The sequence below is a fragment of the Streptomyces sp. NPDC050535 genome, assembly GCF_044457665.1.
In the GTDB taxonomy this organism is placed as follows: Bacteria; Actinomycetota; Actinomycetes; order Streptomycetales; family Streptomycetaceae; genus Streptomyces.
Map to the genome: position 1 here is coordinate 111,121 of NZ_JBITHE010000007.1, position 26,941 is coordinate 138,061.

Below are 26,941 nucleotides of genomic sequence, written 5' to 3' on the forward strand. Positions count from 1 at the left end.
ACCGCCACCGCAGAGGACCACACGGACCCCGCACCCCCACCGGCAGGAAGATCCCTCCTCGGCCAATCCGCTCCCCCACCAGTTCCGGATTACCGGTGAGGTCCGCGTTCGCGGGCGACTGGGAGGAGCAGCGATGTCACGCGCGCCACGGAGTGCGTCACCGGAGCGGGGCGAGCCGGCGGCCGGCGGTCACCGCGGGCGGCGTACGGCCGTCGTGGGCAGCGGGGTGGCGGGACTGACCGCGGCGTACGTGCTCGGCCGCGCGCACCACGTCACCCTCTACGAGGCCGACGAGCGGCTCGGCGGACACGCCCACACCCACGACCTCACGTCGTCGGACGGCCGGACCCGCCGGGTCGACTCGGGCTTCATCGTGCACAACCGGCGTACCTATCCGAACCTGCTGCGGCTCTTCGACGAACTCGGCGTCGCCACGCAGGAGTCGGAGATGAGCATGTCGGTGCGGTGCGAGGGGTGCGGTCTCGAGTACGCGGGCGCCCGCGGCTTCGCCGGACTGTTCGCGCAGCCGCGCAACGCGCTGCGCGGGGTCTATCTGCGGATGCTCGCGGAGGTGCCCGCCTTTCACCGTGCGGCCCGGCGGCTGCTCGCCCGGGAGGGCGCGAGCACCGTCACGCTGGGCGAGTTCCTGTTCCGCGAGGGCTTCTCCCCTTATTTCCGCACCCACTTCATGACCCCGCTCGTCTCGGCCGTGTGGTCCTGCGACGCCGTCACCGCCCAGCGCTACCCCGCCGCCTACCTGTTCCGCTTCATGGACCACCACGGAATGCTCGCCGTGGGCGGATCGCCGACCTGGCGCACGGTCACCGGCGGTTCGCGCGAGTACGTGGACCAGGTGGCCGGGCGGCTGGACTCGGTGCGGCTGTCCACCCCGGTGCGCAGCGTGCTGCGGCACCCGGACGGCGTCGACATCACCGCACAGGACGGGACCACCGACTCCTACGACTCCGTCGTCATCGCCACCCACCCCGACCAGGCCCTGAGTCTGCTGGCCGACGCCACGCGGCAGGAGAAGGAGCTGCTCGGCGCGTTCCGCTACTCGCGCAACACCACGCTCCTGCACACCGACACCCGGCTGCTGCCGCGCGCCCGCGGGGCGCGCGCCTCGTGGAACCACCTGATGCCGTCGTGCGCGGCGGCCTCCGACCAGGTGCGGGTCAGCTACGACATGAGCCGGCTCCATCGCCTCGACTCCCCCGAGACGTACGTCGTCACGCTGGGCGGCGAGGACCGGGTCGATCCGGAGCGGGTGCTCGCGCGGATGGTGTACGAACACCCGGTCTACACACCGGAGTCGGTCGCCGCCCAGCGCAGGCTGCCCGAACTCCGCACGCCCGTCACGGCGTTCGCGGGCGCTTACCACGGCTGGGGCTTCCACGAGGACGGCTGCCGTTCCGGTGTGGAGGCGGCGGCCGCCCTGGGAGTGCGCTGGTGACCGCGGCACCCGCCCTGTACGACTGCGCGATCGCCCACGTACGCACCGCGCCCGTCCGGCACGCGTTGCGCCACCGTACGTACATGTGGCTCGTCGACCCCGACGACCTGCCCGAACACCCCCGTCCGCTGCGGACGTTGGCGCGTTTCGACGCGCGCGACCACTTCGACGGCGACCAGCCGTCCATCCGGGCGGGGCTGGACGCCTTCCTGGCCGACCACGACGTGCGTCTCGACGGCGGCTCCGTGATGATGCTCGCCCACGCGCGCGTCCTCGGGTACGTGTTCAACCCGCTCAGCGTCTACTGGTGCTTCGACCGCGACGGCATCGCGCGCCATGTCGTCGCCGAGGTCCACAACACCTACGGCGAGCGGCACTGCTACCTGCTCCGCCCGGACGCGTCGGGGACCGCGCACGCCGACAAGGCGTTCTACGTCTCGCCGTTCTTCCCCGTCGACGGCCGCTACCGCATGCGCCTGCCCGCGCCCGGCGAGCGCCTCGACCTCACCGTGCACCTCGAACGCGAGAACGGCAGGCCCTTCACCGCGACCGTCCGCGGCACGCGGCGCCCCGTCACCGCGGGTGCGCTGGCGCGGCTGGCCGTGCGCCACCCCCTGTCGACCCTCGCCGTGTCCGTGGCCATCCGGATCCACGGCATCCGCCTGTACCTGCGGGGACTGCCCGTCCAGCCCCACCCGGACCATTCCACCCCGGAGAACGCGACATGAGAACAGCCGAACCCCGATCCGCCACCCCACGGGCGGCGCACGCCGCGACCGCGGCCGTCGACGCGGCCCGCTGGCCCGACGTGGCCGCGCCGCCGAGGGCCTCCCGCGCGCGGATCGCCGTCACCACGGCCGTCGTGGGCCGCGCCCTGGAGCAACTGCCCCTGCGCGTACGGTTCGCCGACGGCACCTGGACGGGCAGGGGCGGACCGGTACTGGACATCCACGACCCGAAGGCGTTCTACGGCCGTATCGGCGCCCAGGGTCTGGTCGGCTTCGGCGAGTCCTACATGGCCGGCGAATGGGACGCCCCCGATCCGGTCGCCGTCCTCACGGTGCTCGCCGGGAACGCGGCACGGCTGATCCCCGCCCCGCTCCAGCGGCTGCGCGGGCTGTGGGCGCTGCGCAGGCCGCGGGCCCAGCGCAACACCCCCGACGGCGCCCGCGACAACATCAGCAGCCACTACGACCTGTCCAACGACCTCTTCGCCCTCTTCCTCGACGACACCCTGAGCTATTCGGCGGCGCTCTTCCGCGGCTTCCCCGCCACCTGGGACCTGCTCGCCGCCGCCCAGCACCGCAAGATCGACCGGCTGCTCGACCTCGCCGAAGTCCGGGAGGGGACAAGGGTGTTGGAGATCGGCACCGGTTGGGGTGAACTCGCGATCCGGGCCGCCGCGCGCGGTGCCCGCGTCACCTCCCTCACCCTCTCCGCCGAACAGCGCGACCTGGCCCGCCTGCGCGTCGAGGAGGCCGGTCTCAGCGACCGGGTCCGCATCGACCTGTGCGACTACCGCGAGGCGCGGGGTACGTACGACGCGATCGTGAGCGTGGAGATGATCGAGGCGGTCGGCGCGGAGTTCTGGCCCGTCTACTTCCGCACCCTCGACAAGCGGCTGGCCCCCGGCGGCCGGGCCGTCCTTCAGGCCATCACCATGCCGCACGACCGGATGCTGGCCACCGGCAACACCTTCACCTGGATCCAGAAGTACATCTTCCCCGGCGGTCTGCTGCCCTCCGTCGAGGCCGTGGATCAGACCGTGCGCGAGCACACCGCACTGACGGTCACCCGGCGGGACCGCTTCGGCGCGCACTACGCCGAGACCCTGCGGCTGTGGCGCGAACGCTTCACGGAGCGCGCGGACGAGGTGGCCGCGCTGGGCTTCGACGACACGTTCCGGCGTATGTGGAGCTTCTACCTCGCCTACTCCGAGGCCGGGTTCCGCTCCGGCTATCTCGACGTACAGCAGTACCTGTTGACCAAGGAGAACCCCTCCCCATGACCACCACCCGCACCACCCCGCCCCGTACCGGGCCGGCCGCCGCCCACCGGCTCGCCGCGCTCGTCGAGACCGCGCTCGGCGGTCCCCTGCCGGTCCGGCTGCGAGCCTGGGACGGCAGTGAGGCGGGGCCGAACGAGGGCCCGGTGGTCGTCGTACGGTCCCGGCGCGCCCTGCGGCGCCTGCTGTGGGAGCCAGGTGAACTGGGCCTGGCGCAGGCGTACGTCACGGGCGAGCTCGACGTGGACGGCGACCTCGGCGAGGGGCTGCGCGTGCTGTGGTCCGCGGCGCGGGAGCAGCGGTCGGACACTCCGCGGCTCGCGTTCGCCGACAAGGCCCGCGCGCTCGGCACGGCGGTGCGGTTCGGCGCCGCGGGGCCGCGTCCGGCGGCGCCCGCCTCCCAGGCGCGGCTGCGTGGCGGCCTGCACAGCAAGGCCCGGGACCGGGCCGCCATCAGCCATCACTACGACCTGTCCAACGCCTTCTACCGACTGCTCCTCGACGAGACCATGGCCTACTCCTGCGGCTACTGGACGAGCGACAAGCCGGACTTCACCCCGGCCGACTCCCAGCGCGCCAAGCTGGAGCTGATCTGCCGCAAGCTCGGCCTGGTCCCCGGCGCCCGGCTGCTGGACATCGGCTGCGGCTGGGGCTCCCTCACCCTGTACGCGGCGGAGCGGTACGACGTGCGGGTCACCGCGGTCACACTGGCCCGCGAGCAGGCGGCGTACGTCCGTGAACAGGTCGGCGAGCGGGGGCTGGAGAACCGGGTGGAGGTGGTGTGCCAGGACTACCGGGACATCGCGGGCGGTGGCTACGACGCCGTCTCCACCATCGAGATGGGCGAGCACGTCGGGGACGCCGAATACCCGGCGTTCGCCGCGTCCCTGCACCGGATGGTCCGTCCGCGGGGCCGGGTGCTCGTCCAGCAGATGTCGCGCGGGGCGAAGGCGCCCGGCGGCGGGGCGTTCATCGAGGCGTTCATCGCGCCCGACATGCACATGCGGCCACTCGGCGAGACGGTCGGCTTCCTGGAGGAGGCGGGCCTGGAGGTGCGGTCCGTGGAGTCGCTGCGCGAGCACTACGTGCGTACGGTCGGCGCCTGGCACCGCACCCTGGAGGAACGCTGGGACGAGGTCGTGGCGCTGGTCGGTGCGGAGACGGCCCGCGTGTGGCGGCTGTACCTGGTCGGCGGGGCCCTGGCGTTCGAGGAGCGGCGCATGGGTGTGGACCAGATTCTGAGCGTCCGGCCGACGCCGGACGGGGAGAGCGGCATGCCGGCGACGCCGGAGGACTGGTACGAGGGAGTTGACCGGCCGTGAACGGATTCGAGTGGGGCGCCTTCGCGGTGAACCTGGCGTGGGCGGCGGCGGCCGCTTTCGGCGTCATGCTGGTGACGTTCGTGATCGCCGTGCGCAAGGGCGTGCACCGGGTCGTCGACGTCGCCTGGGGTGTCGGGTTCACCGCGGTCGCGGTGGTGACCTGTGCGGTCTCCGCCGATTCCGGCGACGCGGGCAGGCGGTACCTGGTCACCGTGCTGACGGCCGTGTGGGGGCTGCGGCTGGCCCTGCACATCGCCCGGCGCGGGCGCGGCCACGGCGAGGACCCGCGCTACGAGAAGATGCTGGCCAAGGCCTCCGGGAACCGGAACCTGTACGCGCTCCGCATGGTGTATCTGCTCCAGGGCGCCCTGGTGTGGCTGGTGTCGCTGCCCGTCCAGGCGGCCCAGTACATCGCCGGCCCTCTCTCGGGCCTCGCCGTGGCCGGTACGGCCCTGTGGGCGCTCGGAATGTTCTTCGAGGCGGTGGGGGACGCCCAGCTCGCCCGCTTCAAGAGGGATCCGGCCAACCGGGGACAGGTCATGGACCGCGGGCTGTGGCGCTACACGCGCCACCCGAACTACTTCGGTGACTTCTGTGTCTGGTGGGGACTGTTCCTGATCGCCTGCGACTCCCTCGGAGCGGCGGCGGCGGTGGCCGTGTCGCCGGTGGTGATGAGCCTGCTGCTGATCAGGGGCAGTGGGAAGCCGCTCCTTGAACGGCACATGGCGGAGCGTCCCGGTTATGCCGAGTACGTGGCGCGGACCAGCGGTTTCTTCCCGCTGCCGCCGCGCTGACGACCCGGGTCCCGCCGGACCCGGACACTCACCCACAGTGTCCGGGTCCGGCGGGACCCCGCTCCCTCAGGCGGGGAACTCCATCAGGGCGAGCGGAGCGGATGTGGGCCGGTCCGAGCCGCCCGCCGGTTCCACGGTGATGCCCATGCCCGACGCACCGTCGACAGCGCCCTTCAGCAGGACGGTCTGGTCGCTGCGGCCGGGGTTCATCAGACCGGCGGAGCGCATGGTTCCGCCGTCGTCGAACCACAGCTGGTAGACCTTTCCACTGGGCGGCGCCGCCATCCCGGAGACGGCGAACACCGCCCTGTCCCGGCTGTCGGAGACCACGACGGTGCCGCTGGTGCCGTCCGCCAGTTCGGCGACCTTGGTCCTGGCGTCGGGCGCGGTGAGCACGGCGGCGATCTGGTCGGTGCCCTGTTCGGCGCGGTCGGCCTGCTCGATGGCGTCCTCGGCGCGCTGGTGCTGCCAGACCGCGGTGCCGCCGAGCGCGGCCGCCGCCGCGAGACAGGCGGCCAGCGCCCAGCGCGACAGCGGGCGGGCCCGCAGCGCCGCGCGGCCGGAGCGGGTGACGGTCGGGCCACCGGGTGTCTCCTGCCGGACGCCGGCGATCCGGTGCAGCACCTGTTCCCGCAGCGCCGGGCGGGGCGTCACGGAGACGGCGAGACCGAGGCGGGCGGCGGTGGCGGAGAGTTCGGCGGTCTCTTGCGCGCAGGATTCGCAGCCCGGGAGGTGCCGCTCGAAGGCCTCGCGTTCCTCGTCGGACAGGGCGTGCAGGGCGTAGGCACCGGTCAGCTGGTGCAGATCGACGGTGATCACGCGGTCACCCCCAGGCAGTCGCGCATCCGGATGAGCCCGTCGCGCAGGCGCGTCTTGACGGTGCCCAGCGGAAGCGCCAGTGCCTCCGCCACTTGTCGGTAGGTGAGCCCGCGGTAGTAGGCGAGCTGGACGGCCTGACGCTGGATGTCGGTGAGGGTGCGCATGCAGCGGCGTACCTGCTCCCGCTCCAGCCGCGCCTCCACCTGTTCGCTCACCTCGTCGTACTCGGGGGTGTGCTCCAGGAGGGCCGCCTTGTGGTCCCGGGCCGCCGCGGCCTCCACCGAGCGCACCCGGTCGACCGCGCGGCGGTGGGCCAGGGTGAGGATCCAGTTGATGGCGGTGCCGCGGTCGGGGCGGTACCGGGGAGCGGTACGCCACACCTCCACCAGGACCTCCTGGGCCACCTCCTCCGACTGCGCCTGGTCGCGCAGGACGGCGCGGACGACGCCGAGGACCGGATTGACCACGGCGTCGTAGACCGACGCGAACGCGCCTTCCTCACCCAGGGCGACCTGACCGACCAACTCCTGAAGATCCGGTTCGCTCGAGGGGTTTCTGCCGATGTGCACGGCTTCTTTCACGGGGGTCCTCCGTGGTTGGGACATCTCCGGACGTAATCCGATCCTGAGAGGGCCACGGATTGGTCCTCGCACCGATAAAAACGCAGGTGGAGCCGGATGGCACGGGAAGGATGGCGGAGAGCGGACGGCAATGCCCTCCGCCGGGCGACCAAGCCACCGGGCGTCCGGCAACGAATCATCGGAGAACGGCTGATGTTCTCGGTGACTACGACCCGACGGTACGCGAGGAGCACGCATGGCAGGGCACGAGCAGCATTTCGCCCCCGAGGCGGCGGGCGCGCTGGTGCCTCGCCGGGTCCCGCGCCGGGCCCGGGCCGCCGTCCTGTTCCTGCACGGCGGCAGGGCGGACGGCCTGACGCCGTCGCGGCCTTGGCACCTGGCGGCTCTGCGGATGCGGCCCTTCGTGGGGGCGGTCGCCGCGGCGGTGCCGGAGGACTCCGTCCTGCTGGGAGAGGTGCGCTACCGGCTGCGCGGCTGGAACGGCGGCGCGGCCGACCCCCTGCGGGACGCCCGGCAGGCGCTGAGGGAACTCGCGCGGCTCGCCGGAGACGTCCCGGTCGTCCTGGTGGGCCACTCGATGGGCGGTCGCGCGGCCCTGCGTGCCGCGGCCGAGCCGCAGGTCCGTGCCGTACTGGCGCTCGCGCCCTGGATTCCGGACGGCGAACCGGTGGCCCACCTCCGGGACAAGGACGTCCTGGTCCTGCACGGAGACCGCGACCGCGTCACCGACCCGCACGCGTCCGTGTCGTTCGTCCACCGGGCCCGCGAGGCGGGCGCCCGCGCCGACGTCGTAGTGATCCCGGGCGGCGACCACGCCATGCTCCGCCGCGTACCGACCTGGCACCGTGCCGCGGGCTCGGCGGTCGTCGGCTTCCTGCGGGCCGGCTGCACGACCGTGTGACCCGGATCCCGCGGGCCCCCGCCGTGGACGGGGCCGGTGCCCGCCCCGGTCTCTGCTGCTCCAACGGAGTTTCGGGGCGGGGTTGTTGGGCCGCAGGACCGGCCGGGGGCCCTGTGTTTCCCCGGCGGGCGTGAGTGCGTACGCCGGGGGGCGTCGCCCCAACTCGCCGAATCTGTACGGCCTGGAGCTGCGGACCTGCGAAATCGACGAGCTCGGTGGGTGTTAGGTTCACGCCCGTCCCCCCGGTCGGCTGACGGCCGGCGACCCGGCCGCCGTACGCGGATGCCGTACGCGGATGCCGTACCCGGTGGAGACCCGAACCCGTGACACCAGCAGGAGGAGCCTTCCCGTGACCAGCCGTGTCATCTTCATCTCGCCCGCCACGAGCCGGGCGTTGCGGCAGGCCCGCTTCGACGACGGCGACTCGATCGACGACGCGGGAGCGGCCCGGGCACACGCGGCGGCCGGATCGCTCCCCCGCGCTGTCCGGGTCGTCGCCACGCCCAGTGTGCGGTGCCGCGAGACGGCGACGGCACTCGGTCTCCGTGCCGAGGACGCTCCGGGGCCCGCGGCATGGGACGCGGGCCGCTGGCGGGGCCGCACGCTGGACGAGGTCGGCGCCGCCGAGCCGGAGGCGGTGGCCCGCTGGCTCGCCGACACCGCCTCGGCACCCCACGGCGGGGAGTCGGTCGAGGATCTGTGCGCCCGGGTCGGGAGCTGGCTGGACAGCGTGGCGGACACCGACGGCCGCACGCTCGCGGTGGTCGAGCCGGAGATCGTACGGGCGGCCGTCGTCCACGCCCTGGGCCTGCCCGCCGAGGCGTTCTGGCGGCTGGACGTGCCTCCGCTGACGGCGACGGAGCTCAGCGGCCGGGCCGGGCGCTGGAACCTGCGGCTGGGACGGTTGCTGGACGAACCGGAGGCCGGCGCGGACGTCTGAGCCGCGAGGGCCGGGCAGCGGCCGGAGACTCCCGGTTCCCTCGGGTCCGACATCCGCCGGAAGCCGTTCCTCCCCGCTCGCCGCGCACTTGATGGGTCCTCACCGGAAAACGCGAGAGGGCCCCCGGACGGTTCCGTGGGCCCTCACCGGTGTCGCGGGACGGGTCAGTTGGGGGCGGCGACCGGCCGGGCCGTTGCGACCTTCGCGGGGCCGGGGTTCAGCAGCCGTTCGGCCAACTCGCCGAAGGCGAGGCCGAATCCGCCCCACAGGGTGATCTGGATGGCCAGCGCGGAGACGCGGAACCGCCACAGCACGGCGGCCGGGAAATCGGCGGGGACCTCGTTGATGACGGGCAGGAACGCGTACGCCAGCCCGATCGCGAGGGCGAAGGCGGCCACCGCGGCGACGGTGGCGTACCAGGTGCCCAGTCTCGGCGCGAGCCGCTTGCCCAGGATGGTCGCGGCGATCGCCAGCAGTACGCCTAGCACCATCATCAGGAAGTACAGGGTGGTGCGCTTGGCGATGGTGTCGTGGTCGCCGACCGCCGGCGGGTTGGCCGGGTACTTCAGGAACGGCACGACGTAGACCGCGAGCAGGGCGCAGCCGGACAGCAGCAGCGCGGTGGCGCGCGGGCTGAAGCGGCCCACGCGGCCGAGCGCGAAGCAGAAGGCGAGGGCGGCGATGCCGCCGAAGGCGACACCGTAGACCAGGACGCCGGTGGCCAGGCCCGCGGTGGACTGCAGGCTGCGGGAGACGAGTTCGACCTCGTGCTCGTGGCCCGCGGCGCGGGACTCCTCGAAGCTGATCGCGCTGTCGACGCTCGGCTCACCGAGGAAGTAGGCGACGATCAGGGCGAGCACGCCGGCACCGAGGCCGGCGAGCATGCCCCGCACGAGGAGATTTCTTACCGTTGCGGAGTTCATGAGCTGCGCCGAGTCCTTCGTCAGTGGCAGGGGAAGCCGAGAAGGTGGCGTGCGTCGTGCACCCACTCGTGGACTTCCCCGCCGGAGACGACGGAGGTGGCGCCCTGTTCGGCGCCGACGAAGTACAGCAGGACCAGCATCAGGATGCCGAAGAAGACCGCCCAGGGAGCGATGTCCTTGAGCGGCAGTTTCGCCGGGATGGCGGGGGTGGTGGGCGTCGGCTGGGCGACATGCTGCGCCATGGCAGGGCCTCCTCGGGAGTTCGCGTCCCATCTCGGTGGTGCACTGGACGACGGCTACGGGTCTGACTTGCCCCCCTCTCGCATAAGGGGTGGCACACAGTGGCGCGACCGTGCCGGGTTCCCACCGGCTTCCGTTCTGCCGTCGTCGATATCGCACCGACGGTACCGCGTGGCGGGTACATGGCCAAGACCAGGCCACCAGGCGTGATCCGTTTCTCCGGTCCGGCGACCGGTCGTCCGTCCCCTGTCCGAAACCCCTGACTCCCGGGGCCGGTTGGCGGGCCGACGCCGCATCCTCGCGAATACCAGGCGGGAAGAACGCTGCCCGCGATGGGGTGACATTGCGCACATCAGCGGCGGACGCGTCTAGCCAAGGGGTTCTTTGTCGCTGACAGTTGGGCGGGATATTTCCCATTCAATCGGCACAGAAGGATCCCTCCCATGCGCGATTCCTCCGACGTCCCCGTACAGCCCCACCCCGTCACCGTCGCCGAAGTGATACCCGGTGATCTTCTCGCGCTGTCGGAAGAGGACGTGACGGCGAACCGGTGGTACGTGGTGATGCACACCCTGCCGGAGAACCCGCAGACCATTCGGCTGGCTCTGCGACCGCCTCTCGGCGGAAGTGATCACGAACGGGTATTCCCGCGGAATCACCAAGTGACGGTGGGGAGTCGGCGTGTGGATGTCGCCGGAATTCCCGAGATCGATTCGGCCGGTCTGGAAACGGTCGAATTCAGGGACGGCGATCGGATCACCTCCCTGCGCGCCGTCGACCCCGGGGCCGTCGAGGAGTCGTACAGCCGCCGGTGGGGCCGGTGGTACCGGGATCTGGAGAGCCGGGACGAGGAGCCCGAGTCGGACTCGCAGCTGCGCGAACGGGTCGCGCGGGAAGTCGCCGAGGGTCATGTCGTACGGCATCTTCCGCGGCCCCGTGCGAGTGCGGCCGCCGGCGCCGTACGGCCTCGGCGGGTCGTGGTCACCGGGCTCGGAGCCGTGACGCCGCTCGGTGTGGGGGTGGCCGAGCTCTGGCAGGGACTGGTCGAAGGGCGGTGCGGGATAAGGGAGTTGGCGGGTGAGGAGTTCGCCGGGCTGCCGGTGCGGCTCGCGGGGTCCGTTCCCGTGGATCCCGCGGAGCTGCTGCCCCGGCCGCAGGCCCGGCGGATGAACCGGGCCGCGCAGTTCGCGGTGATCGCGGCGCGCGAGGCCTGGCGGGACGGCGAGCTGGACGGCGCGGGGACGGTCGAGAGCGGGCTCGATCCCGAGCGGGTCGGGATCAGCGTCGGCGCCATCCTCGGCGACGCCTCCGTGCTCGTCGGCGGTGACCGGCGGCTGCGGGAGAAGGGGCCGCGTGCCGTGTCACCGCTCACCACACCGATGACCGTGCCCTCCCAGGCCGCCTCGCAGGTGTCGCTCGCGCTGCGGATCACCGGCGAGGCCCGCACCGTGAGCAGCGCCTGCGCCTCCGGCACCGAGGCCATCGGGCAGGCCGTCGACCGCATCCGGTACGGGCACGTCGACGTCGCCCTGGCCGGTGGCGCGGAGGCGGTGGTCACCCCGGCGATCATGGCCTCGTTCGCCGCGATGCGCGCCCTGTCCACCCACGGGCTCGGAGACGGCGGATCGGCCAGCCCTTCCCGGCCGTTCGCCCGCGACCGCGACGGCTTCGTGAACGGGGAGGGCGCCGGTTTCCTGCTGCTGGAGGCCGAGGAGCACGCGCGGGCACGCGGGGCGCGGATCTACTGCGAGGCAGCCGGGTGGGGACTGTCCGCCGACGCCCACCACATGGCCGCGCCCGACCCCTCCGGCAGCGGTGTCGCGCTCGCGATGCGACGAGCCGTACGGGACGCCGGCGCCCATGCAGTGGACGTCATCCACGTCAACGCCCACGCGACCGCCACCACCGACGGCGACCTCGCGGAGGCGGGCGCCCTGCGGGCCGTACTCGGCGGGAGCGTGCCCGTGACCGCGCTCAAGGGCCACCTCGGTCATCTCCAGGGCGCCGCGGGCGGGGTGGAGGCCGTGGCCGCCGTGCTCACCCTCCACCACGGAGTCATTCCGCCCACCATCGGCTGCGAGGACCAGGACGACGCCATCGAACTGGACGTGGTGACCAGGACGCCGCGGCCACTGCCCGCCCTCGGCGACCTCGCCCTCAGCAACTCGTTCGGATTCGGCGGCCACAACGCGGTGCTGGCACTCCGGCGCCTGGCGTGACCCCGGCGACGCGGGCCCGGGAGGACATCCGCTCGCCCGGTGCGATTCAGGCGGACGCGCGCTTTCGGGGTGCCGCCTTCTTCGCCGCGGCGGCGCTTTTCGCGGTGGTCTTCTTGGCAGCGGCCTTCTTGCCGGCGGCCTGGGCAGTCGACTTGGCGGTCGTTCTGTCGGTCGCCTTCTTCGCCGCCGAAGTCTTCGCCGTCGCCTTTTTCGCCGTCGTCTTCCTGGCGGCCGACTTCTTCGCCGTCGACTTCTTTCCGCCGACCTCCTTGGGGGTCGTACGGGCGGGGAGCCGCTTCACCTCGGCTGCCTCGCCGGATTCCTCGCCCTCGCCCCGTGATTCCTTGGCCGCGCGCACGCTCTTCTCCAGGGCGGCCATCAGGTCGAGTACCTTGCCGCCGGTCTTCTCGCCGGCGGGTGCGGCGGGGGCCTCCACACCGGAGGCCTTGGCGGTGACGAGTTCCTCGACGGCCTCGCGGTAGTCGTCGTGCAGGTCGGCGAGCTCGACCTCGCCGAGGGTGTCCATCAGGGCGTCCGCCAGGTCCAGTTCCTTGTCACGGACGGTGACACCGGCGTCCGGGGCGACGTCCTGCGGCGCCCGGATCTCGTCCGGCCAGAGCAGACCGTGCATGGCGATGACGTCGTCGACGACCCGCAGCATGCCGAGGCGCTCCCGGCCCCGCAGGGCGAACTTCGCGATGGCGACCTTCTGGCTGCGTTTCAGGGCCTCGCGCAGAAGGGTGTACGGCTTGGCGGCGGGGACGCCGTTCGCGGACAGGTAGTACGCCGTGTCCATCTGGAGCGGGTCGATCCGGTCGGCCGGCACGAAGGCCACGATCTCGATCGTCCTGGCGGTCGGGATGGGCAGCTGGGCCAGGTCCTCGTCCGTGATCGGGATCAGCGTGCCGTCCGCGTCCTCGTACGCCTTGCCGATCTCGCCGCCGGTGACCTCGCGGTCCTCCGCCTCGCAGAACTTGCGGTAGCGGATGCGGCCGCCGTCCTCCAGGTGGATCTGACGGAAGGAGATCGCGTGGCTCTCCGTGGCGTTCACCAGCTTGATCGGGATGCTGACCAGGCCGAAGGAGATGGCGCCGTTCCATATGGATCGCACGTGCAGCACCTTTCCGTCCGCGACGGCCTCTGTTCGCGACGGCTTTCGTCCGCGACCTTTCGTCCGCGACGACTTCCGTTCGATATCAGCCGTTTTTATGGGATTGTCATCGTATGACGCCGATCACCGAGGTGGAGGGGCGAAGGCTCGCGCTGAGCAATCTGGAGAAGGTCCTCTATCCGGCGACCGGCTTCACCAAGGGCGAGGTGCTGCACTACTACGCGACGGCCGCCGAGGTCCTGCTGCCCCACCTCCGGGACCGGCCGGTGTCCTTCCTGCGCTATCCGGACGGACCCGACGGCCAGGTGTTCTTCGCCAAGAACGTGCCGCCGGGTACGCCCGAGTGGGTCACCACCGCCGAGGTGCCCCGGTCCGAGGGGCCGGCCCGGATGGTGCTGGTCCAGGACCTGCCGACGCTGATGTGGGCGGCGAACCTGGTCACCGAGTTCCACACACCCCAATGGATCGTCGGGGCGCCGGGGGACGCGGACCGGCTGGTCCTCGATCTCGACCCGGGAGCGCCCGCGACCGTCGTGGAGTGCTGCGAGGTCGCGCTCTGGCTCCGGGAACGGCTGGCCGCGGACGGGATCGAGACGTACGCGAAGACGTCCGGGTCCAAGGGGCTGCATCTGCTGGCGGGGCTCGAGCCGACGCCCTCCGGGCGGGTGACGGAGTACGCCAAGGAGCTGGCCGTGGCGGCGGAGCGGGAGCTGCCGCGGCTGGTGGTGCACCGGATGACGCGGAACCTGCGGGCGGGGAAGGTGTTCGTCGACTGGAGTCAGAACGCCGCGCGGAAGACCACGGCGGCGCCGTACACGCTGCGGGCGCGGGCCGAGCCGACGGTGTCGGCTCCCGTCACCTGGGAGGAGGTCGCGGAGTGCCGGGTGCCCTCCGGGCTGGTCTTTCAGGCTCCGGACATCGCGGCGCGGCTGGAGGAGTACGGGGATCTGCTCGCGCCGCTGCTGGATGCGGGGCGCGCCCGTGCCCTGCCCTCGCCGTGAGTTTTTCGCCCCCTCCGCCCCTTCCCGTCCCGTTCCTGGGGGCTGCGCCCCCAGACCCCCCTTTCGCGCTTCGCGCTCGTCCTCAAACGCCGGACGGACTAAAAGATCACAGCCTTGTCCATGTGCGGCGGTCGCGCGCCATCGCGTGCAGTGCCTCCACGTCCGCCGGTTTCAGCAGGCCGCCCAGGCGGGCCAGGGCGGCGAGGTCGGTGTCCGTGAGTACCTGGGCCTCGCGGAGCGGGACGGTGACGTTCAGGTCGGCGGGGCCCGCCACGGCGAGCACGGGACGGACCTCGGCCGTCAGGGCGTACGAGGCGCGGTCGGCGTCCGCGCGGACGCGCCGGAGCAGGGGCTGCGGCTCGCGGCGGCCGATGGAGACCATCGGGTCGGCCACGAGGACCCGCTGCTTACGGGCGTACAGGGCGCGCACGGAGAAGAGGCCGCCGGGACCGATGACCAGGTGGTGGAGACGGTCGCCGCCCGGGAGCGGGATCGAGTGCAGGGTGTGCCAACCCGCGCCCTCCAGGTGGTCGAGGGCGTCGCCGACCGCCTGCTCGGCGGCGAGCGCGCGGCGCCGGGGGTCGGGGCGCAGCCGGTGGGCCGGGCCCGGGTCGCGGTCGAGGGCGATCACCAGCGCCTCGCCGGGCCGGTTCGGCGCCAGGTCGTCGTCCGGGTGGAGGGTGAGACGGGCCAGCTCCGCCGGGGTGGGAACCGGCGGCGGCCCCACCGTCACCGGGCCGGTCAGGAACGGGCCGAGCGCGTCGAGCACGTCCTCTCTGCGGTCCTCACTGATCAGGTTGACCCTGGCCGACTCACGGTCGTACCAGGCGACGTTCCTCCCGTCCGTCCGACAGACGTACAGCCGCTGCCGGCCGTGCCGCCAGGTCGGTATGACGCGCAGTCCGTTCATGCACCATCACCCCACGACCATGGGAACAGGCGGGGTGCTCCAGGGGCAAGAACCCGGTTACCTTTGTGAGCAGTTGGGGGAGTTGGTGGGAGGCGCCGTTGCGAACCCGCGGAAGGCCATCGGATGTTCCGGCCCCGGACAGCCCGTGGAGCGAGATCGTGCCCGGTCTGTGGATGGGAGGACACACGTTCGCGGGACGCTCCGGAGACCCGGAGTTCGCCGTCGTGCACGACGAGTTCGACCTGGTCCTGTCCCTGCTGCGGCTGTCGGGGCACGGCCCTGCCCCGGGTGTCGAGCACCATGTGTGGCCGGTCCCCGACGGGCCCCTCGACGGTACGCAGCTGGCGGGCGTCATCCGTCTCGCACAGGCCGCCGACGACGCCCTGGAGGACGGGCGCCGGGTCCTGGTCCGCTGCTTCCACGGATACAACCGTTCAGGGCTCGTGGTCGGGCACGCGCTGATGCGCGCGGGGCACACCGCGGACGAGGCGATACGGCTGATACGGAGCCGGCGCTCGCCGTGGGCGCTGCACAACGAGCTGTTCGTGGAGTACCTGCGGACCGGTCTCACCACGGCCAGGCTGCTGGAGGAACTGACGGAGCCGTGAAGCGGGCACGGCTGCCACTCCTCACGAGTCCGACCGGTGCACAAAAAGGACTTCCTTATGAATAATGCGAATAAGGTGTGCGAGGTCAGCTTCTAGCCCTTCCATCCCCCTCGCAGGAGCGCAGTGACCCACCACCGCCGCGCGGGCACGGTCCGCCGCGTGCCCAGGGCGTTCGCCCTGCTCGCCGCGGTTCCGCTGCTCGCACTGGCCGGCTGCGGCGACCCGGGCGGTCTGCGCGCGGCGGGCGGGACGCCCACCGCCGTGGGCCCGTCCCGGCTGTGGCCCACGCTGGCGCCCGCCACGACGCCCGCGCTCGACTACGGCGAGGCGGACACCGAGGTCGTCGAGGGCATCGAGGCCGCGCACGACGACATCCACCGGGTGGACCCGGTCGCGGCGCTGCGGGCCCAGGCCGCCGCCCATCCGGACGAGTACACCGGCAAGGAGGCGGACTATCCCGAGACCGCCGAGCGGCTCGGCGCGTGCGATCCGCCGGACTCTCGGGGCGCCCCGCGCGGCAAGGGCTGCCCGGTCCTTCAGTCGTACTACCGCGACCTCACCGGCGACGGCAAGGACGACCTGGTGCTGGGCTTCACCCTGCCCGGGGACCAGTTGGCCGTGCGGGTCTACACCTTCGAGAAGCACCGCCTGGTCCAGGTCATGGACACCACGGACGCCGTGATCGGCGTCGAGTTCGCGGGCAGCGACCTGATCATCCGGGCCGCGTCCAAACTGCCCGGCTACGAGTACCGCACGGTCTGGTCCTGGGACACGCACCAGCACGCGATGCTGGCGACGCGCGACGAGATCCTGCGGGTGGGCGACGGCTCCACCCCGTCCGGGTCCCCCGCTCCCCGGCCGAGCGCCTCCCCGAGCGCCTCATGAGAGGCCCCCGCCGGATCCTCCAGCGCCTCCCCCGGTGGACCGCGACCCTCACCTGGAAGGCCGCCGCCTTCATCACGGTGATGTGCTGCGGCCTCGCCGCACTCCTCGGCATCCTCGTGCACGTCTCGGTGACCGACCAGACAGTCGGCGAGGCGCGCGCCCGCGCACTGGACCGGCTCACCGAGGTGACCAGGGCGTACGAGGCCGGGGACCGGCTGCCGCCGGACGCGGGCGTCGGTCTCCCGGGACTGCCGGAGCGGCTGGCCGGGCTGGCGGCGGACGGGCGGCGCGGCACCATGGTCGGCGACGACCAGGACCGGCGCCCCACGATGTGGGCGGCCGGACCGGCCGACGGAGGCCGCGCCCTCGCCGTCAGGTTCGACTACTCGCAGGGTGCCCACGCCATCCGGGCGCTGGACCGCGCGATCGTGGGGTCGTCGGCGCTGGCGATCGGGGCGACGCTGCTGGTGGGAGCGTTCGCGGTGTCCCGGGTGACGCGGCGGCTGCACGCGACGGCGCGGGTCGCCCGGCGGATCAGCGCGGGCGACCTGGACGCGCGCGTGAACGATCCCCGTACTGTCGCGGCCCCCCGTACCCCCGACAGCCCCCACGACTCGCGGACGCCCGCCCGCCGCCAGGACGAGGTGGCCGCCGTCGCCGCGGCCCTCGACAGCATGGCGTCCTCGTTGCAGGCCAAGCTGCTGAGCGAGCAGCGGTTCACCGCGGATGTGGCGCACGAGCTGCGTACGCCGCTGACCGGGCTGCACGCGGCGGCCGAACTGCTGCCGCCGGGGCGCCCGACCGAGCTGGTCCGCGACCGGGTCGCCGCGCTGCGCACGCTCACCGAGGACCTGCTGGAGATCTCCCGCCTCGACGCGCGGCGGGAGCGCGTCGAGCTGGATTCGGAGCCGCTGGTTCCGCTGGCCGAGCGGGTGGTGCGGGCGTCGGGGACCGAGACCGCGGTGCGGGCCGTGCGGGACACGCGGGTGGAGACCGACCGGCGCAGGCTGGAGCGGGTGCTCGGGAATCTGGTGGCCAACGCGCACAAGCACGGGCGGGGGCCTGTGGTAATGACGGTCGACGGCCCGGTCGTCACCGTGCGGGACCACGGCGACGGCTACCCGGACTACCTCGTGGAGCACGGGCCCCAGCGGTTCCGCACGGAGGGCGGCGCGAAGGGGCACGGGCTCGGGCTGACCATCGCGCTCGGCCAGGCGGAGGTGCTGGGCGCGCGACTGACGTTCGCCAACGCCCCCGACGGCGGGGCGGTGGCGACGCTGACACTCCCTCAGTCCCCGCACACCCCTCGGTCCCCGCACGCCCCGCGCTCCCCCCGCCGCTCGCGGTCTCCTCACTCCGATGGCCCCGAAGGGCCGCACCAAGAGCCCTGAGGGCTCCCGACTTCTCCGGATCCCCGATGGCGCAATGCGACCTGCGCGCGCCCCGGCTCGCTCCTAATGTGGCGATTAGTCAGTTTCGCCCCCTTCCTGGAGGAGTCCCCGTGTCCCCCAAGCCACTGCGGTCGACGTACACCCGCCTCGCCATAACTCTCGCCGCCGGCAGCCTCATCGCACTCGCCGGCGCCACCCCCGCCCTCGCCGACGAGGACTGGAACCCCGGGAGCGGCGACAGCCGCGAGTGGGACAACGGGCGGGACGACTCCCAGGAGGGCGACCCCGGCAGGGGCGGCGACGGCCGCGACTGGGAGGGCGGCCGGGACAACGACGGCCGCGACTGGGGCAACGGCCGAGACAACCCCCGCCTCTACAAGGGCCGCATCACCGCCCGCGGCGGCCTGGCCCTGCGCACCGCCCCGACCCGCGGCAGCCGGGTGCTCCGCGTCGCGCGGTACGGCGAGGTCGTCCACATCTTCTGCAAGACCTCGGGCCAGAACGTCGACGGCAACCACCTCTGGTACCAGCTCACCGACGGCACCTGGGCCTGGGGCGCGGCGCGCTACATCGACAACATCGGCCCGGCTCCCCGCTGGTGCTGAACCCGCACCGGGCACGCGTGGCCCGTGAGGTACACCGGAACAGCCCGTTTATCACTACATAACGGGACATCAGGGTCGCCGCTTGCTACGTTCCGGACATGATCCAGCCCGGAATGTCCGGAACGAAGGTGGCAGCGGACCTGCCCGCCCCGGCCGTACGCCTGCCCCGGCGCCGTGGCATCGAGTTCAGCCTCATCGTCGTCGCCGTCCTGCTCTGTGTGTACGGCTACTGCGCTGTCGGTCTCGCGAAGAACGGCACCGTCCCGCCCGGCGCCGCCGGTTACGGCGCCGGGCTCGGCGTGCTCGCCCTCGTCGCGCACTTCGCGGTGCGCTTCCGGGCGCCGTACGCCGATCCGCTGCTGCTGCCCATCGGCGTACTCCTCAACGGCCTCGGACTGGTGCTGATCTACCGGCTGGACCTGGAGACCCCCCGCGACCAGGCGGCCCCCACCCAGCTCGTCTGGTCGACACTCGGCGTCGCGCTCTTCATCGCGGTCGTCCTCTTCCTGCGCGACCACCGCGTTCTCCAGCGCTACACGTACGTCTCCGTCGCCGCCGCGCTCGCCCTGCTGACCCTGCCGATCTTCTTCCCGGCCGTGAACGGCGCCCGCATCTGGATCCGCGTCGCCGGATTCTCCATCCAGCCGGGCGAGTTCGCGAAGGTGCTGCTCGCGGTCTTCTTCGCCGGCTATCTGGCCGCCAACCGCAACGCGCTCGCGTACACCGGCCGGCAGATCTGGCGGTTCAAGCGGCTCCAGCTCCCCACCGGCCGCGTCCTGGGGCCGATCGTCGCGATCTGGCTGCTGAGTGTCGGCGTACTGGTGCTGGAACGGGACCTGGGGACCTCGCTCCTCTTCTTCGGGCTGTTCGTGATCCTGCTGTACGTCGCCACCGGCCGCACCGGCTGGATCGCGGTGGGCCTGCTGCTCGCCTGCGTGGGCGCGGTGGCCGTCGGCTGGCTCGAACCGCACGTGCACAGCCGGGTGCAGGACTGGCTGCACCCCTTCGCGTCGATCGAGGCGGGCGAGGGGCCCAACCAACTCGCCCAGTCCCTCTTCGCGTTCGCCGCCGGCGGGATGCTCGGTACGGGGCTCGGGCTCGGCCACTCCGTCCTCATCGGCTTCGCCGCCAAGTCGGACTTCATCCTGGCGACGGCGGGCGAGGAGCTCGGCCTGATCGGCCTGTCCGCGATCTTCCTGCTGTACGCCCTCCTCGTCGAGCGCGGCTACCGCGCCGGCCTCTCCCTGCGCGACCCCTTCGGGCGGCTCCTCGCGATCGGGCTCGCCTCGATCGTGGCGCTCCAGGTCTTCGTCATCGCGGGCGGGGTGACCGGACTGATCCCGCTCACCGGCATGGCGATGCCGTTCCTCGCACAGGGCGGCTCCTCCGTCGTCACCAACTGGATCATCGTGGCGCTGCTGATCCGGATCAGTGACTCGGCGCGGAGCCAGTACGACGGGACGGCGGCGCCGTGACTCGTCGGGTGCGGCTTCGGACGCGTCTTCGGGTAGGACTTCGGGAGGTCGTCGCGTCGTGACGCGCTACATCCGCAGAGCCGCCGCCCTGTGCGCGGTACTGCTTGTCGCCCTGCTCTGCAACGCCACACGCCTCCAGGTCTTCCAGGCCCGGTCGTACGACGAGAACCCCGCCAACCGCCGTCAGCCGATCGCCCGATACGGCCAGCCACGCGGCGACGTCCTCGTCGGCGGCCGGGCGGTCACCGGCTCCAAGGACAGCGGCGAGCAGCTCCGCTACGAACGGACGTACAAGAACGGCCCGTTGTACGCGCCCGTCACCGGCTTCGCCTCCCAGGTCTACGGGACCGCGCTCCTGGAGAACGCCGCGGACGGCATCCTCTCCGGCAGCGACCCGATGCTCGCCCCGCTCCCCCTGTGGAACGACCTCACGCGCTCCCAGAACCCCGGCGGCAAGGTCGTCACCACCCTCGACCCGGCCGCGCAGCAGGCGGCGTACGAAGGGCTCGGCTCGCGCCGGGGCGCGGTGGCCGCGATCGAGCCGTCCACCGGGAAGATCCTGGCGCTGGTCTCGACGCCCTCCTACGACCCCGAGGTGCTCTCCGGCAACGGGCCGGCGGTGAAGGAGGCCTGGGCGCGGCTCAACGGGGACGAGAGCAAACCGATGCTCAACCGGGCGATCCGGAAGACGTATCCGCCGGGGTCGACGTTCAAGGTGGTGACGGCCGCGGCGGCGCTTGACGCGGGCGTGGTGACCGATGTCGACCGGCCGACCGACTCCCCGGACCCGTACACGCTGCCCGGGACGACGACCCGGCTCACCAACGAGGTCGAGGGCTGCGAGAACGCTTCGCTCCGGTACGCCTTCGAGTGGTCCTGCAACACCGTCTTCGCGAAACTGGGCGTCGATGTGGGGCTGCGCGACATGACGCGCACCGCGGCGAACTTCGGCTTCAACGACCGGAAGCTGCGGATTCCGTTCGCGGTCGCGCCGAGCAACTTCGACATGCGGCTGGACACCCCTCAGCTCGCGCTGTCCTCCATCGGGCAGTTCGACACCCGGGCCACCCCTCTCCAGATGGCGATGATCTCGGCGGCCGTGGCGGGGGGCGGGTCCGTCAAGTCGCCCTATCTCGTGGCGAAGACGACGACCCGGAGCGGCGCCACGGTGTCCGCCAACGCTCCCGAGACCCTGCACCAGGCGATGAATCCCTCGACCGCGCTGCGGATGCGTGAGCTGATGACGGACGTCGTGGAGGAGGGCACCGGCACGAACGCCGCCATTCCCGGCGCCACCGTCGGCGGCAAGACCGGCACGGCCCAGCACGGCATCGGCAACTCCGGTACGCCGTATGCCTGGTTCATCTCCTGGGCGGAGGCCGACGACTCCGTGGGGTCGGCGGTGGCTGTCGCGGTGGTGGTCGAGGACGCGTCGGCGGAGCGGGGGGAGATCAGCGGGGGCGGGGACGCGGCGCCCATCGCCAAGGCGGTGATGGAGGCGGCGCTCGGGTTGTGAGATGCCGAGGGTGACCGGGAGTGACCAGGGGTGAGGGCCGTGGCGCGGGTCCGGCTGTAGACGCGTCGTCAACAAGTCGTGCGGGAGGGATTGACTCGCTTGCTGACGAGCGGTCTCATAAGGTGTGACCGGCGGTAACACGCGGGATCCCGTACGGCCTGAGGGATCCCGCACATCCCGTACGACCTGGATGGGGACAGCGATGACCGTGACCGAAGCCGAGGTGCTGCGCGACGCGCTCGGTCTGCTCAAGGACCGGGAGCAGGTGGCCGAGCGGCTGCTCGACTCCTCCGCCAAGCACTCCTTCGACCCGGACAAGGAGCTGGACTGGGACGCGCCGTTCGAGGACGGCAAGTGGTTCTGGCCGCCGGAGCTGGTGTCGCTGTACGACACCCCGCTGTGGCGGCGGATGAGCGAGGAGCAGCGGATCGCGCTGTCGCGGCACGAGGCCGCGGCGCTGGCGTCGCTGGGGATCTGGTTCGAGATCATCCTGATGCAGTTGCTGGTGCGGCACATCTACGACAAGGCGGCGACGAGTGCGCATGTGCGGTACGCGCTGACCGAGATCGAGGACGAGTGCCGGCACTCGAAGATGTTCGCCCGGCTGATCGCCCGGAGCGAGACGCCGTACTACCAGGTGAACCGGCTGCACGCGAACCTCGGGCGCCTGTTCAAGACCATCTCGACCACTCCCGGGTCCTTCACGGCGACGCTGCTCGGTGAGGAGATCCTCGACTGGATGCAGCGGTTGACCTTTCCGGACGAGCGGGTGCAGACGCTCGTCCGGGGGGTGACGCGGATTCACGTCGTGGAGGAGGCCCGGCATGTGCGGTACGCGCGGGAGGAACTGCGGCGGCAGATGGTGACGGCGCCTCGGTGGTCGCAGGAGTACACGCGGGTGACGTCGGGAGAGTTCGCTCGCGTCTTCTCCATCGCGTTCGTCAATCCCGACGTGTACGAGAACGTCGGGCTCGACAGGCGGGAAGCGGTTGCCCAGGTGAAGGCGAGTGGGCATCGGCGGGAAGTGATGCAGACCGGGGCTCGGCGGCTGACGGAGTTCCTGGATGACATCGGGGTGCTGCGGGGGGCTGGGCGGCGGTTGTGGAAGGCGTCGGGGTTGTTGGCCTGACGCCTTCTGGTCCGGCCCTCGTCGCCGTGGTGGGAGGGTGGGTCGGGGGGGGGGGGGGGGCGGCCCCCCCCCGCGGGGGGGGGGGCGGGGGGGGGGGGGGGGGGGGGGGGGGGGGGGGGGGGTGGGGGGGGGGGGGGGGTGGGGGGCCGGCCCGCTTGGGGGCCCGCCCCGGGGGGGGGGGGGGGGGGGGGGGGGGGGGGCCGCGCCGGTACATCCGCCCGCATCCGGACGGATCCGCTGTGGGCTGGAAGGTTCGCGGGGTTGGGGATCCGTCCGGATGCGGGCATTTGATGTACCGACACGGCCCCTTCCGTCGTACGGCGGCCGCGGCGGCGACCTGGCGGGCGGGCGAGGGCTCGACGTACCCGATCCGTCGTACGGCCGCGGCGGCGACCGGGCGGGCGGGCGGGGGCTCGACGTACCCGATTCGTCGTACGGCGGCGGCCGCGAGCCGGTGGGGTGATGGAGGGCAGCGTGGGCTCGTTGCGTGGTGGGGCGGTTACGCTGCCGGGCATGACCTCTGCGGCTCCTACTCCTGCTTACCGTCGGCTCGGTGTCGAGGAGCGGCGTAGTCAGCTGCTCGAGGCGGCGTTGTCGCTCTTTGCCCAGCGGGCGCCCGAGGAGGTGTCGCTGGATGACGTGGCGGAGGCGGCGGGGGTGTCGCGGCCGCTCGTGTACCGGTACTTTCCGGGCGGGAAGCAGCAGTTGTACGAAGCCGCGCTGCGGTCGGCGGCCGAGGAGCTCGAGCAGTGTTTCGCGGAGCCTCCCGAGGGGCCGCTGACGCAGCGGCTGTCCCGGGCTCTCGACCGGTATCTCGCGTTCGTGGACCAGCACGACGCCGGGTTCAGTGCCCTGCTGCACGGCGGGAGTGTCGTGGAGACCTCCCGGACCACGGCCATCGTGGACGGGGTGCGGCGGGCCGCCGCCCGGCACATTCTTGATCATCTGGCGGTGCGGGACCCGGGTCTGAAGCTGCGGATGACCGTACGGATGTGGATCACCGCCGTGGAGGCAGCCTCGCTCATCTGGCTCGACGAGGGGAAGGTGCCGCCGCTCGACGAGTTGCGGGACTGGCTCGTCGAGCAGTTCCTGGTGGCTGTCGTGGCCACGGCCGGGCGGGATCCGCAGACCGCCGCCGTGGTGAAGGCCGCGCTGGCCGCGGAGACGCGGGAGGGGATCGTGGGGTCGCTGGGGCGGCGGGTACTTCCCGTGATCGGCGACGCCGCGCATCTGCTCTGACCTGTCTTTGTGACACTGGTGCGGTGAAGAGCGAAGACACTCCCTTTGTCGGTGGTCCGCTGGACGGGCGGGTACTGCCCGTGCTGCTCGGGGCCACCGGGCATCCGCCCAAGGTCTACCGCGTTCCGGTGCCGGACTCCGGCGGCGGGCCGCCCACCGTGCTCGTGTACCGGCGGGTGCAGGCCGGACAGAGCAGGCGGCTCGGGCTGCATCTGGGGTGGCGGTACGAGTACGACCCCGAGGGGAAGGCGGGGCGCGGACTCAAGTGGCCCTGGTCCAAACCCGGCGGCGCCACGCCGGGCGCCAACGCCGACGAGTGACCTTCTTCGGCCGAACCGACCACCCGGCGCGCGCCCCGGCCCCATCCGCTCGATCCTGCCGGTGAGAGGTGGACGGGCCACCCCCGCACCGGAGGTGATGGCATGTCAGGAAGGTTTGGGCGGCTGGGTTGTACGGCGGTCGTGGTGTCGGTGACCGCCGGGGCGCTGCTGGGGTTCTCGCCGGCCTCCGCGGCCGCTCCGGAGCCCCCGGAGGCCGGTTCGCGGTCCGTTGTCGAGTTGCTGACGGACCTTCAGCGGCTGTACCGGGACGCGGAGCGGGCCACCGAGACGTACAACGCGACAGAGGAGAAGCTGCGGAAACAGCGGGCCGAGGTCGTCCGGCTCGACGAGGACCTCGCCAAGGCCCGCATCTCGCTGCACGACAGCCGAGGCGCCGCGGGGCGGCTCGCCCGGCAGCAGTACCAGGGCAGGACCGAGATCTCCTCGTACGTACGGCTGCTTCTCGCCCGCGATCCGCAGCACGCGCTCGACCAGGGGCATGTGCTCCGGCAGCTCTCGCTGGAGCGGGCCGAGACCGTCGAGCGGGTGGTGGGCAACGAGAAGCGGACGGACGGGCTCACCCGGGCGGCACGCAGGGCGCTGGACGGACAGCTCACCCTCGCCGGGCGGCAGAAGAGGGCCCGTGACGACGTACGCGGGCGGCTGGCGGAGGTCGAGGAGCTGCTCGCCTCGCTGACCGTGGGGCAGCTCGCGGAGCTGGCCGAGTTCGAGAAGTCGGGGGAGGCCGTGGCGCAGAAGAGGTTCATGGCCTCGGGTGCGCTCAGCAGTACCGCGCGGCGGCCATCCCGGGAGGGCGAGGACGCCCTGCGGTACGCCGTCAAGCAGATCGGGAAGCCGTACGAGTGGGGCGCCGAGGGGCCGAAGTCGTACGACTGCTCGGGGCTCACCTCGGAGGCCTGGGCGCATGCCGGGCGGCCCATCCCCCGTACCAGCCAGGAGCAGTGGGCCCAACTGCACCGCATCGCGCTGAGCAAGCTGCGGCCGGGGGACCTGGTGATCTACTTCCCCGAGGCCACCCACGTCGCCCTCTACGTGGGGGACGGGATGGTCGTACAGGCTCCTCGTCCCGGGACGAGGATCAAGGTCTCGCCCATCGCCGCCAATCCCGTACTGGGCGCGGTGCGTCCCGATCCCCGGGGGAAGCCACTGCCGAAACGCAAGTACACACCGCCGAAGCTCCCCAAGGGCTCACTGAACGGGGCGGACACCGGCTACAACAGGGCCCGGCAGGGGCGCGGGGTGCGGCTGTCGGACCGGCCGCACCCCGGGTGACAGGTCAGGCCCCCGTCACCGAAGCCAGGTACGCCTGCGTCTTGGCGGGCTCGAAGAAGAAGTTCTCGAAGTCGGCCGGGTCGTTGAAGCCGTTGGCGAACCGGTCGGCGACCGGGGGGAGTTGGCCGGCGGCGCCGATGAGGTTCAGGACGTGCTCCGGCGGAGCGCCCAGCATCGCGTTCGTCCACTTCGTCACGTGCTGAGCCGTGTCCCAGTACCGGTCGAAGGTCGCCCGCATCCAGGTCTCGTCGAACTCCTTCTCCCCGTGCTCGACGATCGAGGCGAGGTAGGCCGCGGCGCACTTGGCGGCGGAGTTGGAACCCTGGCCGGTGATCGGGTCGTTCGCCACGACCACGTCGGCGACGCCCAGGACCAGTCCCCCGCCGGGCAGCCGGCCGACGGGATTGCGGACGGTGGGCGCGTAGCGGCCGGACAACGTGCCCTGCGCGTCGGTCAGTTCGACCTTGGTGGCCCGGGCGTACTCCCACGGCGTGAACCGCTCCATGAGTTCCAGGGTCAGGGAGAGGTGTTCGGCCGGGTCCTTGACACCCTGGAAGACGTCCAGCGGGCCGCCGGGTATGCCCTCCCAGAAGAGGATGTCGGCGCGGCCTGAGGTGGTGAAGGTCGGCATGACGAAGAGTTCACCGACGCCGGGGACCAGGTTGCAGCGGACCGCGTCGTAGTCCGGGTGCTCCGGGCGCGGGCCCAGACCGTGCACGTACGCCACCGCGAGCGCCCGCTGCGGCTCGGAGTACGGGGAACGGGAGGCGTCGCGGCCGAACATGGACACCAGCTCGCCCTTGCCCGCGGACACCAGCACCAGGTCGTACGTACGGGCGAAGTAGTCGAGGTCGGAGACCGCCGCGCCGTGGATGACGAGCTGGCCGCCGCGCTGGGCGAACGTCTCCATCCAGCCGGCCATCTTCACCCGCTGGTCCACCGACTGCGCGTACCCGTCGAGCTTGCCGACCCAGTCGATCGCGCGCTGCGAGGGGCCCGGGTCGAAGGAGCCGGGGGCGGCGACCGAGACACCGAGTCCTTCGATCCTCGGGGCCTGGGACTCCCAGAAGTTCAGCTGGAGATCGCGCTCGTGCTGAAGCGCCGTGTCGAACATGCACTGAGTCGACATGACACGGCCGGAGCGGATCTCGTCCGCCGTCCGGTTCGACATCAGGGTGACCTCGTACCCGTGCGACTGGAGGCCGAGGGCGAGCTGGAGTCCGGACTGGCCGGCTCCGACAACGAGTATCTTCCGCATGCG

At 72.2% G+C, this 26,941-nt stretch carries 27 protein-coding genes and 1 riboswitch; of the genes, 20 read left to right on the forward strand and 7 right to left on the reverse strand.

All coding sequences use genetic code 11. The annotated features are described in order from the left end of the window. Nucleotides 1–133 precede the first annotated feature (133 nt). Genes ACIBLC_RS17965 through ACIBLC_RS17985 form a run of 5 tightly spaced genes read left to right on the forward strand, consistent with a single transcriptional unit; the run spans nt 134 to nt 5,574 of the window. Nucleotides 134–1,453, forward strand: a complete 1,320-nt coding sequence (locus ACIBLC_RS17965; RefSeq protein ID WP_399211921.1) for an NAD(P)/FAD-dependent oxidoreductase — start codon at nt 134–136, stop codon at nt 1,451–1,453. Continuing rightward, a complete protein-coding gene (locus ACIBLC_RS17970) occupies nt 1,450–2,181 on the forward strand; it encodes a DUF1365 domain-containing protein (RefSeq protein WP_399211922.1) in 732 nt (243 codons plus the stop codon). Before ACIBLC_RS17965 ends, ACIBLC_RS17970 begins: the two co-directional genes overlap by 4 nt. Next, the gene (locus ACIBLC_RS17975) at nt 2,178–3,461 is read left to right on the forward strand and encodes a class I SAM-dependent methyltransferase (RefSeq protein WP_399211923.1); all 1,284 of its coding nucleotides are present in this window, start codon (nt 2,178–2,180) and stop codon (nt 3,459–3,461) included. Before ACIBLC_RS17970 ends, ACIBLC_RS17975 begins: the two co-directional genes overlap by 4 nt. Then, a complete protein-coding gene (locus tag ACIBLC_RS17980) occupies nt 3,458–4,780 on the forward strand; it encodes a class I SAM-dependent methyltransferase (RefSeq protein WP_399211924.1) in 1,323 nt (440 codons plus the stop codon). Before ACIBLC_RS17975 ends, ACIBLC_RS17980 begins: the two co-directional genes overlap by 4 nt. Beyond that, the gene (locus ACIBLC_RS17985; protein WP_399211925.1) at nt 4,777–5,574 is read left to right on the forward strand and encodes a DUF1295 domain-containing protein; all 798 of its coding nucleotides are present in this window, start codon (nt 4,777–4,779) and stop codon (nt 5,572–5,574) included. Before ACIBLC_RS17980 ends, ACIBLC_RS17985 begins: the two co-directional genes overlap by 4 nt. Nucleotides 5,575–5,640: 66 nt before the next feature. Here ACIBLC_RS17985 and ACIBLC_RS17990 read toward each other — a convergent pair whose 3' ends face one another. Together ACIBLC_RS17990 and ACIBLC_RS17995 are read right to left on the reverse strand one after the other, a co-directional pair. Next, on the reverse strand, nt 5,641–6,393 hold the full coding sequence (locus ACIBLC_RS17990; protein WP_399211926.1) for an anti-sigma factor domain-containing protein: 753 nt from the start codon (nt 6,391–6,393) through the stop codon (nt 5,641–5,643). Next, nucleotides 6,390–6,974, reverse strand: a complete 585-nt coding sequence (locus ACIBLC_RS17995) for a sigma-70 family RNA polymerase sigma factor (RefSeq protein ID WP_399211927.1) — start codon at nt 6,972–6,974, stop codon at nt 6,390–6,392. The genes ACIBLC_RS17990 and ACIBLC_RS17995 overlap by 4 nt, the downstream gene beginning before the upstream one ends. A 235-nt stretch (nt 6,975–7,209) precedes the next feature. On the opposite strand from ACIBLC_RS17995, the gene ACIBLC_RS18000 reads away from it, so the two are divergent. Beyond that, nucleotides 7,210–7,875 carry an alpha/beta hydrolase gene (locus ACIBLC_RS18000; RefSeq protein ID WP_399211928.1) on the forward strand — a complete coding sequence of 222 codons (666 nt, stop codon included), beginning with the start codon at nt 7,210–7,212 and terminating at the stop codon, nt 7,873–7,875. A 349-nt stretch (nt 7,876–8,224) separates the two neighbouring features. Further along, complete coding sequence (locus ACIBLC_RS18005) at nt 8,225–8,815, forward strand: histidine phosphatase family protein (protein ID WP_399211929.1); 591 nt, start codon at nt 8,225–8,227, stop codon at nt 8,813–8,815. 164 nt (nt 8,816–8,979) lie between these two features. On the opposite strand, the gene ACIBLC_RS18010 is transcribed toward ACIBLC_RS18005, so the two are convergent. Both ACIBLC_RS18010 and ACIBLC_RS18015 read right to left on the reverse strand, forming a co-directional pair. Next, on the reverse strand, nt 8,980–9,738 hold the full coding sequence (locus ACIBLC_RS18010; protein ID WP_399211930.1) for a CbtA family protein: 759 nt from the start codon (nt 9,736–9,738) through the stop codon (nt 8,980–8,982). 20 nt (nt 9,739–9,758) lie between these two features. Beyond that, nucleotides 9,759–9,980, reverse strand: a complete 222-nt coding sequence (locus ACIBLC_RS18015; RefSeq protein ID WP_399211931.1) for a CbtB-domain containing protein — start codon at nt 9,978–9,980, stop codon at nt 9,759–9,761. Between the two features lie 34 nt (nt 9,981–10,014). Continuing rightward, a riboswitch (cobalamin riboswitch) is annotated at nt 10,015–10,156 on the reverse strand. Nucleotides 10,157–10,421: 265 nt separating this feature from the next. On the opposite strand from ACIBLC_RS18015, the gene ACIBLC_RS18020 reads away from it, so the two are divergent. After that, on the forward strand, nt 10,422–12,197 hold the full coding sequence (locus ACIBLC_RS18020; RefSeq protein WP_399211932.1) for a beta-ketoacyl-[acyl-carrier-protein] synthase family protein: 1,776 nt from the start codon (nt 10,422–10,424) through the stop codon (nt 12,195–12,197). A 46-nt stretch (nt 12,198–12,243) separates the two neighbouring features. Here the strand turns inward: ACIBLC_RS18020 and ACIBLC_RS18025 are convergent, their stop codons facing one another. Continuing rightward, complete coding sequence (locus ACIBLC_RS18025) at nt 12,244–13,317, reverse strand: Ku protein (protein WP_399211933.1); 1,074 nt, start codon at nt 13,315–13,317, stop codon at nt 12,244–12,246. A 104-nt stretch (nt 13,318–13,421) separates the two neighbouring features. On the opposite strand from ACIBLC_RS18025, the gene ligD reads away from it, so the two are divergent. Beyond that, the gene (ligD, locus tag ACIBLC_RS18030; protein ID WP_399211934.1) at nt 13,422–14,309 is read left to right on the forward strand and encodes a non-homologous end-joining DNA ligase; all 888 of its coding nucleotides are present in this window, start codon (nt 13,422–13,424) and stop codon (nt 14,307–14,309) included. 106 nt (nt 14,310–14,415) lie between these two features. On the opposite strand, the gene ACIBLC_RS18035 is transcribed toward ligD, so the two are convergent. Continuing rightward, nucleotides 14,416–15,219: a nuclease-related domain-containing protein gene (locus ACIBLC_RS18035; protein WP_399211935.1), complete on the reverse strand. Its 804-nt coding sequence runs from the start codon at nt 15,217–15,219 to the stop codon at nt 14,416–14,418. A gap of 98 nt (nt 15,220–15,317) precedes the next feature. Here ACIBLC_RS18035 and ACIBLC_RS18040 point away from each other — a divergent pair, with 98 nt between their 5' ends. The 11 genes from ACIBLC_RS18040 to ACIBLC_RS18090 all read left to right on the forward strand — a co-directional run bounded on the left by ACIBLC_RS18040 (nt 15,318) and on the right by ACIBLC_RS18090 (nt 25,680). Beyond that, nucleotides 15,318–15,827 (forward strand): dual specificity protein phosphatase family protein, encoded by a 510-nt coding sequence (locus ACIBLC_RS18040; protein WP_399211936.1) that lies wholly within the window; start codon nt 15,318–15,320, stop codon nt 15,825–15,827. A gap of 123 nt (nt 15,828–15,950) precedes the next feature. Then, nucleotides 15,951–16,712 (forward strand): hypothetical protein, encoded by a 762-nt coding sequence (locus ACIBLC_RS18045; protein WP_399211937.1) that lies wholly within the window; start codon nt 15,951–15,953, stop codon nt 16,710–16,712. Next, nucleotides 16,709–18,103 (forward strand): ATP-binding protein, encoded by a 1,395-nt coding sequence (locus ACIBLC_RS18050; protein ID WP_399211938.1) that lies wholly within the window; start codon nt 16,709–16,711, stop codon nt 18,101–18,103. Before ACIBLC_RS18045 ends, ACIBLC_RS18050 begins: the two co-directional genes overlap by 4 nt. A gap of 110 nt (nt 18,104–18,213) precedes the next feature. Beyond that, the gene (locus ACIBLC_RS18055) at nt 18,214–18,708 is read left to right on the forward strand and encodes an SH3 domain-containing protein (protein ID WP_399211939.1); all 495 of its coding nucleotides are present in this window, start codon (nt 18,214–18,216) and stop codon (nt 18,706–18,708) included. Nucleotides 18,709–18,806: 98 nt separating this feature from the next. Continuing rightward, on the forward strand, nt 18,807–20,183 hold the full coding sequence (locus ACIBLC_RS18060; protein ID WP_399211940.1) for an FtsW/RodA/SpoVE family cell cycle protein: 1,377 nt from the start codon (nt 18,807–18,809) through the stop codon (nt 20,181–20,183). Nucleotides 20,184–20,241: 58 nt separating this feature from the next. Beyond that, a complete protein-coding gene (locus tag ACIBLC_RS18065; protein ID WP_399211941.1) occupies nt 20,242–21,699 on the forward strand; it encodes a penicillin-binding transpeptidase domain-containing protein in 1,458 nt (485 codons plus the stop codon). 190 nt (nt 21,700–21,889) lie between these two features. Then, nucleotides 21,890–22,828, forward strand: coding sequence for a diiron oxygenase (locus ACIBLC_RS18070; RefSeq protein ID WP_399211942.1), 939 nt, complete (start codon nt 21,890–21,892; stop codon nt 22,826–22,828). 277 nt (nt 22,829–23,105) lie between these two features. Beyond that, nucleotides 23,106–23,291 carry a hypothetical protein gene (locus ACIBLC_RS18075; protein ID WP_399211943.1) on the forward strand — a complete coding sequence of 62 codons (186 nt, stop codon included), beginning with the start codon at nt 23,106–23,108 and terminating at the stop codon, nt 23,289–23,291. 50 nt (nt 23,292–23,341) lie between these two features. Beyond that, nucleotides 23,342–24,067: a TetR/AcrR family transcriptional regulator gene (locus ACIBLC_RS18080; protein WP_399211944.1), complete on the forward strand. Its 726-nt coding sequence runs from the start codon at nt 23,342–23,344 to the stop codon at nt 24,065–24,067. 23 nt (nt 24,068–24,090) lie between these two features. Beyond that, nucleotides 24,091–24,387, forward strand: a complete 297-nt coding sequence (locus tag ACIBLC_RS18085; protein WP_399211945.1) for a hypothetical protein — start codon at nt 24,091–24,093, stop codon at nt 24,385–24,387. A 102-nt stretch (nt 24,388–24,489) separates the two neighbouring features. After that, nucleotides 24,490–25,680 carry an NlpC/P60 family protein gene (locus tag ACIBLC_RS18090; RefSeq protein ID WP_399211946.1) on the forward strand — a complete coding sequence of 397 codons (1,191 nt, stop codon included), beginning with the start codon at nt 24,490–24,492 and terminating at the stop codon, nt 25,678–25,680. 4 nt (nt 25,681–25,684) lie between these two features. On the opposite strand, the gene ACIBLC_RS18095 is transcribed toward ACIBLC_RS18090, so the two are convergent. After that, nucleotides 25,685–26,938 (reverse strand): styrene monooxygenase/indole monooxygenase family protein, encoded by a 1,254-nt coding sequence (locus ACIBLC_RS18095; RefSeq protein ID WP_399211947.1) that lies wholly within the window; start codon nt 26,936–26,938, stop codon nt 25,685–25,687. Between the last annotated feature and the right edge of the window lie 3 nt (nt 26,939–26,941).